Source organism: Flavisolibacter ginsenosidimutans, from assembly GCF_007970805.1.
Lineage (GTDB): Bacteria > Bacteroidota > Bacteroidia > Chitinophagales > Chitinophagaceae > Flavisolibacter > Flavisolibacter ginsenosidimutans.
The window spans coordinates 742,587-755,932 of sequence record NZ_CP042433.1 but is presented as its reverse complement, the minus strand read 5'-3'; the positions used below and the strand labels follow the sequence as shown (position 1 = coordinate 755,932).

The 13,346-nt window shown below is 46.1% G+C and carries 9 protein-coding genes; 2 read left to right on the top strand and 7 right to left on the bottom strand.

The annotated features are described in order from the left end of the window. Positions 1-308: 308 nt before the first annotated feature. Positions 309-1,253, bottom strand: a complete 945-nt coding sequence (locus tag FSB75_RS03075; RefSeq protein WP_146782586.1) for an NAD-dependent epimerase/dehydratase family protein — start codon at positions 1,251-1,253, stop codon at positions 309-311. A 92-nt stretch (positions 1,254-1,345) separates the two neighbouring features. On the opposite strand from FSB75_RS03075, the gene kdsA reads away from it, so the two are divergent. Both kdsA and FSB75_RS03065 read left to right on the top strand, forming a co-directional pair. Further along, a complete protein-coding gene (kdsA, locus tag FSB75_RS03070; RefSeq protein WP_146782582.1) occupies positions 1,346-2,170 on the top strand; it encodes a 3-deoxy-8-phosphooctulonate synthase in 825 nt (274 codons plus the stop codon). Positions 2,171-2,341: 171 nt separating this feature from the next. Continuing rightward, positions 2,342-3,382 (top strand): glycosyltransferase family 61 protein, encoded by a 1,041-nt coding sequence (locus FSB75_RS03065; RefSeq protein ID WP_146782579.1) that lies wholly within the window; start codon positions 2,342-2,344, stop codon positions 3,380-3,382. Between the two features lie 111 nt (positions 3,383-3,493). Here FSB75_RS03065 and FSB75_RS03060 read toward each other — a convergent pair whose 3' ends face one another. The 6 genes from FSB75_RS03060 to FSB75_RS03035 all read right to left on the bottom strand — a co-directional run bounded on the left by FSB75_RS03060 (position 3,494) and on the right by FSB75_RS03035 (position 13,120). Next, positions 3,494-5,737, bottom strand: a complete 2,244-nt coding sequence (locus tag FSB75_RS03060; RefSeq protein ID WP_146782577.1) for a Tex family protein — start codon at positions 5,735-5,737, stop codon at positions 3,494-3,496. A 153-nt stretch (positions 5,738-5,890) separates the two neighbouring features. After that, a complete protein-coding gene (locus FSB75_RS03055; protein WP_227990752.1) occupies positions 5,891-6,550 on the bottom strand; it encodes a LolA family protein in 660 nt (219 codons plus the stop codon). Positions 6,551-6,663: 113 nt separating this feature from the next. After that, positions 6,664-9,384 (bottom strand): FtsK/SpoIIIE family DNA translocase, encoded by a 2,721-nt coding sequence (locus FSB75_RS03050; protein WP_146782574.1) that lies wholly within the window; start codon positions 9,382-9,384, stop codon positions 6,664-6,666. A 66-nt stretch (positions 9,385-9,450) separates the two neighbouring features. Continuing rightward, positions 9,451-9,837 (bottom strand): DUF423 domain-containing protein, encoded by a 387-nt coding sequence (locus FSB75_RS03045; RefSeq protein WP_146782571.1) that lies wholly within the window; start codon positions 9,835-9,837, stop codon positions 9,451-9,453. A 2-nt stretch (positions 9,838-9,839) separates the two neighbouring features. Next, entirely contained in the window at positions 9,840-10,346 is a 507-nt protein-coding gene (locus tag FSB75_RS03040; RefSeq protein WP_146782568.1) for a shikimate kinase, read from the bottom strand. 83 nt (positions 10,347-10,429) lie between these two features. Continuing rightward, complete coding sequence (locus tag FSB75_RS03035) at positions 10,430-13,120, bottom strand: 4-alpha-glucanotransferase (protein WP_146782565.1); 2,691 nt, start codon at positions 13,118-13,120, stop codon at positions 10,430-10,432. Positions 13,121-13,346 lie beyond the last annotated feature (226 nt).

Here is a 13,346-nt window from a genome sequence, read left to right as displayed (position 1 = left end):
AAAGACTTTCTAAAACTTCCTATAAAATCGCCGGAAATTATTGGGTGAGAGTTTCTACTTAGAAAGCGATTTATGTTGCCGGCTTTTGTTTTTCATGGCATCGTCTGTTGTGTCACTCACTTCAGGGTTCGGAACGTTATGCGGCATTGCACACAGCAACGCAACGATAAAACGACGCGGCTCCGCTGCGCCGCTGCGTGAAAGCCTTTTGCTCAATAGCGAACAAAGCGTACAAGAGTGCCCTTCGACTTTGGTCAGAGTGAACTTGCAACAATGCTGAATAATAGTACCGCCGTTTGGTTCAAAAATTATTGCTTCAAATTTTCGAGCATGTCCGTTGTCATGGCGGCCAAATCAAACTCGTGCTGCCAGCCCCAATCGTTTCGGGCCACAGTATCGTCAATACTCTGCGGCCAACTCTTGGCAATATCCAAACGGTAGTCCGGCTTGTAATCAATGCTGAAACCAGGAATGTGTTTTTTTATTTCGGCGGCAATTTCTTCCGGCGAAAACGAAATGGCCGAGAGGTTGTACGAGGTCCGTTCTTTTATTTTTTCACGCGGCGCTTCCATCAGTTCAATCGTTGCCCTGATGGCGTCGGGCATGTACATCATGGGCAGGTACGTATCCTTTTCCAGAAAGCAGGTGTAGTGTTCGTGTTCAAGCGCTTCGTGGAAAATTTCAATGGCGTAATCGGTAGTGCCGCCGCCGGGCGCCGATTTGTAAGAAATCAATCCGGGATAACGAAGGCTGCGCACGTCCACGCCGTATTTATTGAAATAGTAATTGCACCAAAACTCGCCGGCATATTTCGAGATGCCGTAAACCGTGATGGGCTCGATGATGGTTTTTTGCGGACAATCTTTTTTAGGCGACGTTGGGCCAAAGACTGCAATGCTGCTGGGCCAGTAAACTTTGTTCAGCTTTTCTTCTTTAGCAATATCCAGCACATTCAGTAAGCCTTGCATGTTCAGGTGCCAGGCAAGCGCGGGGTTCTTTTCTCCCGTTGCGGATAAAATAGCCGCGAGTAAATAAATCTGCGTTACGCCCTGCCGGATGATTTGCACGTGCAGCATTTCTTTGTTCATCACATCGAGGCTTACGTAAGGACCTGAGCCTTGGAGCAGCGGATTTTGTTCGCGCAGGTCGGAAGCAATCACGTTTTGCTCGCCGTAAATTTTGCGCAGGGCTAAGGTTAGTTCAACGCCGATTTGTCCCGAGGCACCGATTACGAGTATTTTTTCTTTTGTCATACAGCGCTGCAAATGTAATTGTCAATGTCCAACGAAAAGTGGCGTGAACAAACGATTGCATTGTGCCTTTGCTCTTCCGTTACTTTTGCGGCATGAATACATTTTTGGAAGATTTGTTTTCTGCGCAGCAATACGATAAGAATTCGTTCTTTTTAATTGCCGGACCTTGCGTGGTGGAAAGTGAAGAACTGGTGTTTGAAGTAGCCGAAAAGGTTTTTACGCTTTGCAAAAAATTCAACATTCCTTACATCTTGAAAGCCTCGTACCGCAAAGCCAACCGCACCAATGCGAATTCATTCACCGGCATTGGCGATGAAAAAGGATTGGAGATTTTACAAAAGGTTGCCAGGCATTTTAATCTTCCCTGCACTACCGATATTCATTCAGAACCCGAAGCCGCAATGGCCGCGAAATACGTGGACGTGTTGCAGATACCCGCATTTCTTTGCCGTCAAACCGAATTGCTTTTAGCGGCCGGTGACACCGGCAAAATCGTGAACGTAAAGAAGGGGCAGTTTTTAAGCGGCTCTTCCATGAAGTTTGCCGTGGAAAAAATCAGGAGCACCGGCAACGAGAAAGTGATGCTGACGGAACGCGGAACAACGTTTGGCTACCAGGATTTGGTGGTTGATTACCGCAACATCCCAATCATGCAGGAAAACAAAGTGCCGGTGATAATGGACTGCACGCACAGCTTGCAACAGCCGAATCAAACAAGCGGCGTGACGGGTGGCAATCCGTTGATGATTGGAACGATTGCATCTGCCGCAATTGCAACCGGCGCGGATGGTTTGTTCATTGAAACGCACCCCGATCCTTCCTGTGCGCTGAGCGATGGAGCGAACATGTTGAAGCTGGATTTGCTTGAGGAGTTGTTGGTGAAATTGGTGAAGTTGCGAAAAGCCTTTTTGAACTGATATACACAAATTTTATTGTTGTCTAACAAAAACCCAGTTTGTCTGCCAAAAGTCTTTGACGGTTTAGATTGCGCGAAAATACCGCCGAATGACAGTTGTGCTTAAGTAATGAATTTGTGAAGTCTCTTACACAGATTATATTAGCCGTCTTGCTTACGAAATAAAACTGCCATGAAGTTTGAGAGAAAGATTGTCTACCCGCAATCAACTGCAATGCCGAAACTGCCGCTGAACTACGATGACGCAAAAGATTTTTTTGAAGACGGTGTCCGCGTCACAACAAAAGATGTTGAACAGTACAAGTTGACAAATGTATTCGTTGGCGCAACGGGTGTCATCTACACTCCGTTTCAGGTCTTGTCTGAAAGCATTGTTGATGAAAAACATCACGGTAACTATTCGCCTAAAGCGGCGGTAAAAGACTTCCTGAAAGGCCGGATTAAACTGCTGCCGAACGAAAACTACCTCCATGTTTTTGATCACTGGAGCGCAAACAACCATTATCATTTTCATGCCGATCTGCTGCCTAAATTAACCTTGTTCACGCCGCAGGAACTTGCCGGCCTTGTGCTGTTGCTACCCGATTCGTTTTATAGCCGGAAGGTTGCTCCCGAGCTTTTAAAATTGTTCAATTTCAAGCCCAAGGCAATCGAATACATTCATTATCGCGACAGCAACAGAGGAAAAGTATTTGTGCGAAACTGCCTGTTTATACCCAAGCTCACAGAGTCGCATGAAAACCATACAATTTTAATCGAAAAGCTAAAACAAACCCTGCAACCCGCACAGGAAGAGAACTCACCGAAAAGAGTTTATTTAAAAAGAGAGGATACAAGTTTCAGAATTCTTTTAAATGCCAAAGAGGTGGAAAGCGTCTTGGAAAGTTTTGGTTTTACACCTGTTCCTTTTGACAACCTTCCGCTTAAAGATCAAATACGCACGGTTGCCAATGCCGATATTCTGTTGGGGATGCACGGCGCGGGGTTAACCAACGTTCTTTACATGCGTAAGGATTCGCATCTGGTTGAGTTCCGCCGCGACGGGAAACATTTCGGGCATCTTTATTGGCACATGGCTTCTGCCGCGGGTGTAAATTATTCCGCAGTTTTTGGAGAACCGGATAACCCCAATCTTGCCCTGGAAGGAATCGGTTGTAATCTTTCTCTCGATGTTGAGCATCTGAAACGCGTACTCGAGCGAATCTGCAAGTAAAACGCTACTGGAGCGAATCCTTTGAGTACTGCTCCACAAACAATTCAGCTAAACTTTTGCGGTTTCATTACCTTTTAAAAGGGAGAAATTTTGAAACCGCAAAAGACTCTATCACTGAAACTTCTTCTTCAAATCCAGCAAACTTTTTTGAAAAGAATTTAGCGGCTGTTCTTTCTGCACGAACGGCTTTCTATCTTTTCTAACCTCTGGTTTCTGGCTTCCGTTCTCTGTCTTCATGCTCAGTGCAATTCGCTTTCTTGCAACATCAACCTCCGTTACAATTACACTTACTTTCTGCCCAAGCTTTACCACTTCTTTCGGGTCGGAAACATAGCGGTTGCTCAATTGCGAAACGTGTACAAGGCCGTCCTGCTTTACGCCGATGTCCACAAAAGCGCCAAAGGCCGTGATGTTGGTCACGATGCCCGGAACGGTCATGCCGGTTTTTACGTCTTCAATGGATTTTATGTTTGCGTCGAACTGAAATTCTTCAATCGGGGCACGCGGATCACGGCCGGGTTTTTCCAGCTCTTTTAAAATATCATCCACCGTGTATTCGCCAACTGTTTCGTTAATGTATTGCCGCTTGTTGATGCGCTTGCGAACCTCCGCATTTTTAATTAGCTCTTCCAACGAAGCCTGCACGTCTTTCGCCATCTGTTGCACCAGTGTGTAACGTTCCGGGTGAACCGATGAATTGTCCAACAAATTTTCAGCGTTAGCAATTCGCAGAAAGCCGGCGCATTGTTCGAAAGATTTTGGCCCCATCAACGGAACTTTTTTCAATTCTTCCCGTGAAGCAAAAGCACCGTTTGTGGCCCGGTATTGAACGATGTTGTTGGCTAACGTTGACGAAATTCCTGACACGTATTGCAGCAAATGTTTCGATGCCGTGTTCACGTCAACGCCGACGAAGTTCACCGCACTTTCCACAACCCTGTCAAGTGCTGTCTTTAATTTGGTTTGGTTCACGTCGTGTTGGTATTGGCCTACGCCAATTGATTTTGGATCAATCTTTACCAACTCGCTCAAGGGATCAAGCAAACGTCGTCCGATGCTGATGGCGCCGCGAACGGTTACGTCTTCGTCCGGAAATTCTTCCCTTGCCACTTCCGATGCGGAATAAATGGAAGCGCCGCTTTCGTTCACCTGAAAAATACTGACGGGTTTTCCAAAATCAACGCTGCGCACCAACTGTTCCGTTTCTCTTCCGGCCGTTCCGTTACCGATGCCAATAGCTTCAATGTTGAATTTTGAAACAAGACGTTTGATTTCGGCCACGCTTTCCTGCCACTGGTTTTGCGGCGGATGCGGATAAATGGTTGTGTTGTAAACAAAGGTTCCCTGCGCATCCAGGCAAACGACTTTGCAACCGGTTCGATAGCCTGGGTCAAGTGCCAAAACATTCTTTGAACCCAGGGGCGACGCCAGCAGCAATTGCCGCAGGTTTTCGGTGAAAACGTTGATGGCTTCCTCGTCGGCTTTGTTCTTGCTCAGCAGGCGAAATTCGTTTTCAATAGACGGCTTTAGCAAGCGTGTGTAGGAGTCGTCAATTGCTTTTCTTACTTCGGTTGCCGCCGCATTCGAAGCTTTGATAAAGATGCGCTCTAACTCTTCCACTGCGATTGTTTTGTCAATGTTTATATCCATCAACAAAAAGCCTTCCTTTTCTCCTCTCCTGATTGCCATAATCCGGTGCGAAGGGCTTTTACTCAGCGACTCGCTGAACTCAAAATAATCGCGGTATTTCTGCGCATCGGCTTCTTCTTTTTTGGCGGTTAAAACTTTTGACGCAAGCGTTGCCGTTTCGGTAAACAGTTGACGAACTTTTGCCCTTGCCTGCTCGTGTTCGCTTACCCATTCGGCAATAATATCTCTTGCTCCCTGCAAAGCTTCTTTTGCATCCTTCACATCGGCCGTAATAAATTTTGCGGCTTCTTCATCGAGGTTAACGTTAGCCTGCTCAAACAAGACTTTTGCCAGCGGCTCCAAACCTTTTTCAATTGCCTGCACGGCTCTTGTTTTGCGCTTTGGTTTATAAGGGAGATAGATATCTTCAAGTTCAGTGGCGCTGTAACAATTTTCGATTTTGTCCTTTAGCGCCGGCGTTAGTTTTCCAAGGTCTTCAATGGTTTTAAGAACGGTTGTTTTACGCTTTTCAAGGTCGGCGAAGTAAGCAAGTTCTTCCACTACATTACCAATCACGACTTCGTCCAAATTGCCCGTTGCTTCTTTGCGGTAACGCGCCATAAACGGGATGGTGGCGCCTTCGGCCTGCAAGTTGTCAACGTTGGTGATTTGTTTCAGCGACAGCGATAATTTCTCGGCGATTTTTTGTAGGTATTTTGATTCCATAAACACAAAACGATTCGTCAATTTTAAGGGCAGCAAATGTAGAAGGAATTATCAATTATGAGTGATGAATTATGAATTTTACAATCAGCCTGGCGGCAAAAAAATCCCTTCGCCACGCGGCAAAGGGATCACTGCTTGTGAGAGACAAATCGGTTAGCGCAAGTCCACTACTTCTACGCCGGGATACTTGCTTTTGTTAAAAATAAAATCCGCATCAGCCATCGAAGTAGAAGGTTTTAAACTGTTAACCGTATAGCTGTAACGACCGCCGGATTTCTCCAAAAATTGTGCGTTGTATATAGTGTGAGCGCCTTTGTCTACCAACACGTAAATTTTGTGGTAAGGCCGGCTTTTGTCCATCGGCGTCAATTCTATTTCCGAAAGCGTTTTGCCGCCTTCGGTTTTTGTGCCGTTCAGTTTGTAAAAAAAATCTTTGTCGTAAAAATTGGTAAACATTTTTTGCGGTGTCATGGCGCTGCCACCTTCGTTCATGTTGTTTACCGTTACTTCATTAGCCGATTTATCGTAGTTCCAAATGGTTTTGCCATCGGAGAAAATTTCCATGCCGTCCATTGACACACGGAACTTGTTTCCCTTCATCGTTACCGTTCCTCTTTTGGTAGAAAGGGCTTTGCCTCCTGCGTTTTCGACTTTATAGGTAAACGAGGCCTGCGGAGAAGAATAAGTTTTGAATTTTGCGCTCACCGCATCTAAAATTTTCTTGGCTTCGGGATCGCTTTTGGTAGGATTTGTTTGTGCGAGTACGGCGAAGGACATCGAGACAAAACTCAGTAGCGTAAGCGTTCTTTTCATTGCGTGGTTTGTTTAAATAAAATATCCCGGCAAAGATAGCCGGATGACTTCTGTGAGAAGGCAACAGGCCTGCCGGGATTAACGAAGATTAACGCAATGCAGTTATCTTAACACTAACTTAAGGTCTCAAGAATTTCAAACAGGTCGGCTTCGGTTTTTACAAGCACTTCACGTGCTTTGCTGCCAAGGTTGGGACCCACGATACCAGCCGCTTCCAGTTGGTCCATCAGGCGGCCCGCACGGTTGTAACCGAGTTTCATGCGGCGTTGAATCAGCGAAGTGGAGCCCATCTGGTTTTGCACAATGAGTTTTGCCGCATCACCAAACAAGGGATCTTTGTCGGACATGTCAAAATCTTTTCCTTCCATCTCTTTTTCATCCACGTATTCGGGCAGCATAAAGGCCTGCGGGTAGCCCCGCTGGTCCGAAATGAAGTCCACGATTTTTTCCACTTCCGGCGTGTCCACAAAAGCACATTGCAAACGTGTGATTTCACCGTTGTAGGAAATAAGCATGTCGCCCTTGCCAATGAGTTGCTCCGCGCCGCCTGCGTCAAGAATGGTTCTGGAATCAATTTTTGAAGAAACCTTGAACGCAATACGTGCCGGGAAATTGGCTTTAATTGTACCCGTGATGATGTTTACCGACGGACGTTGCGTGGCAATGATCAGGTGAATGCCAACAGCACGTGCAAGCTGTGCAAGTCGCGCAATGGGCATTTCCACTTCCTTTCCTGCCGTCATAATCAGGTCGGCAAATTCATCTACTACCAACACAATAAAAGGAAGAAACTGATGGCCCTTCTGCGGATTCAATCTTCGCTTTGTAAACTTCTCGTTGTACTCTTTGATGTTGCGTGCACCGGCTTCTTTTAAAAGATCGTAGCGGTTGTCCATTTCAATGCAAAGCGCATTGAGGGTGTGAATTACTTTTTTTGTGTCGGTGATGATGGCGTCTTCTTCGCCGGGCAACTTGGCAAGAAAATGCGTTTCGATGTGGCGGTAAACGCTCAACTCTACCTTCTTCGGGTCAATTAAAACAAACTTCAGTTGCGAAGGATGCTTTTTGTAAAGCAACGAAACCAGCACCGCGTTTAGTCCTACTGATTTGCCCTGACCCGTTGCACCGGCCATGAGCAAGTGCGGCATTGAAGCCAGGTCAACGATGAAGTTTTCGTTGTCGATTTTTTTGCCGATGGCGATAGGTAGGCTGAAGGTATTGTGCGTGAATTTTTCTGCCGAAAGCAAAGTTCGCATGCTCACGATGGTCTTCTTCACGTTGGGCACTTCAATGCCAATCGTTCCTTTGCCCGGAATGGGCGCAATGATGCGAATGCCAAGCGCAGCAAGGCTTAGGGCGATGTCGTCTTCCAGATTTTTGATGCGTGAAATGCGCACACCGGCTGCGGGAACAATCTCGTAAAGCGTTACCGTTGGCCCCACCGTTGCGCTGATTTTTTGAATGGTGATGTCGTAATTTTTCAGCGTGTTGATGATCTGGTTTTTGTTGGCTTCCAGTTCGGCTGGGTCTTGCACAATCTTTTCGCTGCCGTGTGCTTCCAGCAAATCTACCGACGGGTATTTGTAATCGCGCAGGTCAAGCGTTGGTTCGTACGGAGGCAGATCGCTGTAATCTTTTTGCCGTTCGGGTTCTCCGTCTTCTTCTATTTCATCCTCCTTCGACTTTATTTCCAGTTCAAGATTTTCAACTGCCTGTTCTCGTTTTCTTGGCTTCGGTTCTTCTTTAATTTCAAACGGAACTTCTCTGGTAATTGCCTCTTCTTCTTTGTGCAGTATTTCGCCGGTAATACTTTCTTCAACCGGCTCGTTTACATGCAAAGGTTCTTCTTCCTCAATCGTCGCTTTATCCTCTTCCCTTTCTGTCAGATGGAAGCCGTAGTCTTTTTCTTCTTTTGCAGGATTAATGCTGAGTACCATTTCGCCGTCGCCGTTTAAAGCGTTCGGGTTGCTCTCGTGTTGTTTAGCGTCTTCCTTTTCAGCATACAAATCGTTGATGGTTGCGGCTTGTTTGGCAAGCGCAATCAGCGACGGCTCTTGTTGTAGCGGTTCTTCTTTTTCCTCGGCTTCATCTTCCTCAATGGTAAGCCGTGCGGTTTCATTTTCCGCAGAAAATTCTTTGTCGCGAATGGGAACCTTAAACGTTGGATTGAATTGCCAGATGAGGTAAGAGCCGCCAACCACCAACAACAAGGCAGCCGTACCGATGGTTCCAAGAAAGGCTTTTAGCCAGTTGTTGATCATGTCGCCAACGCTGCCGCCAAAGGGAAAATCAAAGGACGAAAACAGGAAGGAAAGCGTGACGGAAAGGATGATTAAACCAATGGTTACGTAACGCAGGTTGCGCCAGATGGAAAACACCTTTCGGGCTGTAATCAGGTTGATCCCGACCACGAAAAAGAAACAGCAAAAAAGAAAAGAGGCAAGGCCAAATGACTGGCGAATCAGCCCGTGCGAGGCATAAGCACCTAAGCGGCCAAGAAGGTTGGCAACCTTTGACCCGCTATCGAACAAAAAGCCAATGCCTTTGTTAAAAATTTGCGACTGGTCTTCTTTCCATGTAGAAAAATAAGACACAAAAGAAATGAACAAAAAAACGGACATCAACAAGGAAACCGTACCTAAAATTTTGTGGGTTCGTTCGTCCTTCGCCAACTTTTTTAAGTCAACTTTTTCTTCTTTTTCTTTTTTAAAGGATGAAGAAGCAGGAGATTTTTTTGCAGGGGCAGCAGCAACGGGTTTAGGATTGGCCGCTTTCTTCTTCGGCGCCGGTTTTTCAGCAACTTTAGGCGTGGATTTCTTCAGCTCATTAGCCATGAATCAAAGATAGGATTTGACGTGAGCAAACACAGGCCCGGAACGGCGAGCAGCCTAAAAAAGCCGTTATTTTTTTAGTAACCCCACTATCAGACAAACCCAACCCAAAATAAAGAACAGGCCTCCAACCGGCGTCAGTATCCCAAGGGCCGTGGGAACTGTCTTGTTCATGGCGTTCATGGAAACGATCAGGTATAAGGAGCCGGAAAACAAAATAACGCCGGCCACAAACAGAACACCCGCGTAGGAAACAAAGCCGTTGTAAATCCGATCCGACAAAATGCCGACGAGAATAAGCGCCAGTGCGTGATACATTTGGTATTGCACGCCGGTTTGATAAACGGCAACGGTTTCGGACGAAACAATTTTTTTTAATCCGTGTGCACCAAAAGCGCCAAGGGCTACGGCAAGGCCAGCCAACAAACTTCCGATAACGAGATAAATTTTTTGCATGGTCAGGTATGAAATGTTTTTTCGATTAGTGTATCAAGGCTGATTTCTTCGTCGCTTAGAATGATGGCCGCCTGCTGGTAAAATATTTTGCGGTCGGCGTACTTTTTAATGATGAAAGCTTTTAGTTCTTCGTCCGGGATGTTTTTAATCAGCGGACGCTTTTCTTTTTCTTTTACGAGGCGGCTGTAAAGGCAATCGGGCGAACAGTTGATCCAAACCGTGGCGCCCTTCTTTTTCATGTAATCAATGTTATTAAAAAAGCAGGGAGCGCCACCGCCGCAGGCCATCACAAAATTATCGTGGCTTTCGGTAAGCATGTAAAGCACATCTTTTTCCAGCAGCCGGAAATGCTCTTCCCCATTTTCGGCAAAAATTTCGGTGATGCTTTTGCCTTCCTGTTCTTCAATCACTGCGTCCAAATCGAAAAAAGGAATTTGCAGCTTCTGGCTTAGCAATTTGCCCCAGTGCGTTTTGCCGCAACCCATGAAGCCGATGAGAAAAATTCGCATGATTAAATGTTGATCGTTGTTCGTTGGCCGTCGATTGTAGCGCTTCTCAATTGAAACAACAAACAACAATCAACGGCCAACGTTTAATTTCCTCTTCCGCTGTTGCGGATGTATGTTTTTACTTCTTCGTTAAATGATTCCTCCTTGCACAGTTGCTCCAGCGGAAGGTGCATCCGGTAATTCCAGTAATGCGTTGGATTGGCCGGCAGGTTGATTCTTTCTTCGTGCGGATTTTCGCGGCGTAGTTTTTCGTCCATCCCTAAAATGTCCTGCAATTGAAAGATGCTCCACATGGCCGGTGAGTAAAGGTGTTGCAAAACAACGGCACGATTGATCCACGGCTCACAAAACTGCGGTGCCGTGCCTTGTTCGCCAAGAATGTTGTTGAAGAATTTTTGCGTTTTTTCGCGGTCTTCTTCCCACCAGCCGCGTACGGTGCTCATGTCGTGGGTAGAAGGCGTGACCACCGATAAATACGGCGCGTCTTTCGGGTGAAAAAATTCTGTTTGCGGGTTCTTTGGCATTCGTTGAACTTCCAAACTTAAAATGCCCAACTGCTTCATCACATCGGGTACGCTGTGCGGCACCATGCCCAAATCTTCGCCGCAAATGAGCATGTTGGTGGCGTCTTTCAGGGCCGGTAGTTTTTTCATTGCCTCTTCTTTCCAAAACTGATCCTGACGGCGATAGAAATAATCAACGTATAGGTCTTTCAGTTTGTGCTTAACGTCTTCATCCAAATATTGGAACGAAGGAGTGTCTTCCATTGAAATGCGAAAATGAAAACGTTGCCCGCCAGACCCTTCTTCAAACAAAAGCACATTGCTGATTAGATCAAACAAGCCTTGCTTTAGTTGGTGGTTATCCCCGTTGGCCTCTTGTAGAGAAAAATAGAAATCCACCTTTCGTTGCGTGTTGAATTCTTCACGCAGGTCGTAACGGCCGGCTTCGTTTGGCTGCAAGAACGATTCTTTTACCAGTGCGGCTTTGTCGCCAAAAGTTTGCGAAAGAACGGCATCGGTGACGTAAGGCTTGCAGTAACGATTGTAATCAAACCAAATGCTTCGTTCACCAAACTCGTGCGCTGTTACAGGCAAGGCCGGAATGAAGCGCCCCAGAATTCCTTCTACGGCGTTCATCGGCACGCTCCAAATGCGAAAGAAGCCAAGGATGTGATCAATCCGAAAGGCATCGAAATAATGGCCCATTTGATGAAAGCGTTTCTTCCACCAGTCAAAATTGTTTTCTTCCATCTCCTGCCAGTTGTAGGTAGGGAAGCCCCAGTTCTGACCCTTCACGGCAAAATCATCGGGCGGCGCACCGGCCTGCACGTTCATGTTGTATAGCGAAGGCGATGTCCACGCATCGGCGCCGTAGCGGTAAATACCGATAGGAATGTCGCCTTTGATAGCAAGACCTTTTTTGTGTGCATAATCCACTGCTTCTTTCAATTGCAAATGGAGGTGGTATTGCACGAAATAAAAAAAGGCAATCTGTTTAAAGCTTTTCGATTTGTGCGAGGTCAGCTTTGCAACTTCGGCTTCGTTGTAAACCGATCCGGTTTTCCACTTTGAAAAATCTGAAGTCTTGTACTTGTCGCGATAAAAACAAAAGGCGGCGTACGGAACGAGCCAGTGCTTGTTTTCTTCAAAAAATTCTTCGTAAGTTCTTTCGTCTAAGAAGCTCATCTCCGATGCTTCGTACAATTCATAAAGCACAACCATTTTCGCGCTCATCACTGCCTCGTAATCAATTTCGGCAAGCTCGTTCAGGGCTTTTTGTTTGCCGCTGATCCCTTTCAGCGATTGTGCTTTTTTCTTACCCGCAACTTTTTGGAGATTGATGTAAACGGGGTGCAAGGCAAAGGCCGAAATGGCCGCATAAGGATAGGAATCCTTCCACGTAAACGTAGCCGAAGTATCGTTGATGGGCAGAAGTTGAATGAGTTTTAAACCGGTTTCTTTGGCCCAGTCGGCCAGCGGTTTTATATCAGCAAACTCGCCAATGCCGAAGCTGTTTGCACTTCGCAGGCTAAACACCGGAATGGCAATGCCGGTGCCTTTCCAACTTGTATTGGGCAATCGAATAAAAGCATCGTGTACGATGGTTTTTTTGTTGGCTACATCGTCGTTAAAAACAAAGCGATCATCGCCGCCTTCAAAACGCAAAAAGGCATTTGTTTCTGCGTCAACAACACCGTATTTATAAGAAGCGGGAAGGTTTTCGTTTGAGAGGTTTACGCCAATCGTCCACCACTCGCCTTTTTTTGTCAGCAACAAAAAATTCTCCTTGTTCCACGCTCCCAGTTCGGGCACGTTTCCCAAAAGACAAACGGCTTCGGCCGCCTGAAGAAGCGGCGCCTTCACTTTAAACAAGTGCGTAAAATCTTCTTCCTTTTTTGGTTTTTCCTTTTTTCCTTCTTTTAAAAAAACGGTTTGAAAAGGCGCTGTGTAAAATGCGTTCTCAAAAAAGCCTTCGTCGTTCCAACTGTCAATGAGCACAAGATTTGACGTTATTTTTTTGAGGTCAACGCTGCGGTGTTTCTCGCCTTCCTTGCTGCGTTCACCGTTTTCGTCCTGAAAAACATAGTGATAATGAAACGTGTGAATTTCGGTTGGGTCAACGTCAATTGAACCGTACCAAAACTCATCGTTCAAATAGCGAAGCGGGAAAGCGTTTTCGGTTTCGTTTGCGCCGAGCGACAACAAATTGCCCGATACAAAAAGAGCTTGCCCGTATCGGGTTTTAAACCGTAAATAAAATTCGATTTTCATTTCGTTCAATTGCAGAAGGTTAGAAGCTTGTGTAGAAATTACACGGCAGCGAAAATAAGAAAAGCTGCCCACGTTAGCGGCTCTGTTACGGCAGTCCCAAAATTCGATTTTGCAATTAGCAGTCCTCGCCTATTTTTGCCGAAATTTTTGCAATGGAAATCAAAAGAAGGAACAAAGGTTTATACTGGTTATTGTTTTTCGTGGCGGTTGCTGCTCTTACAGCGGC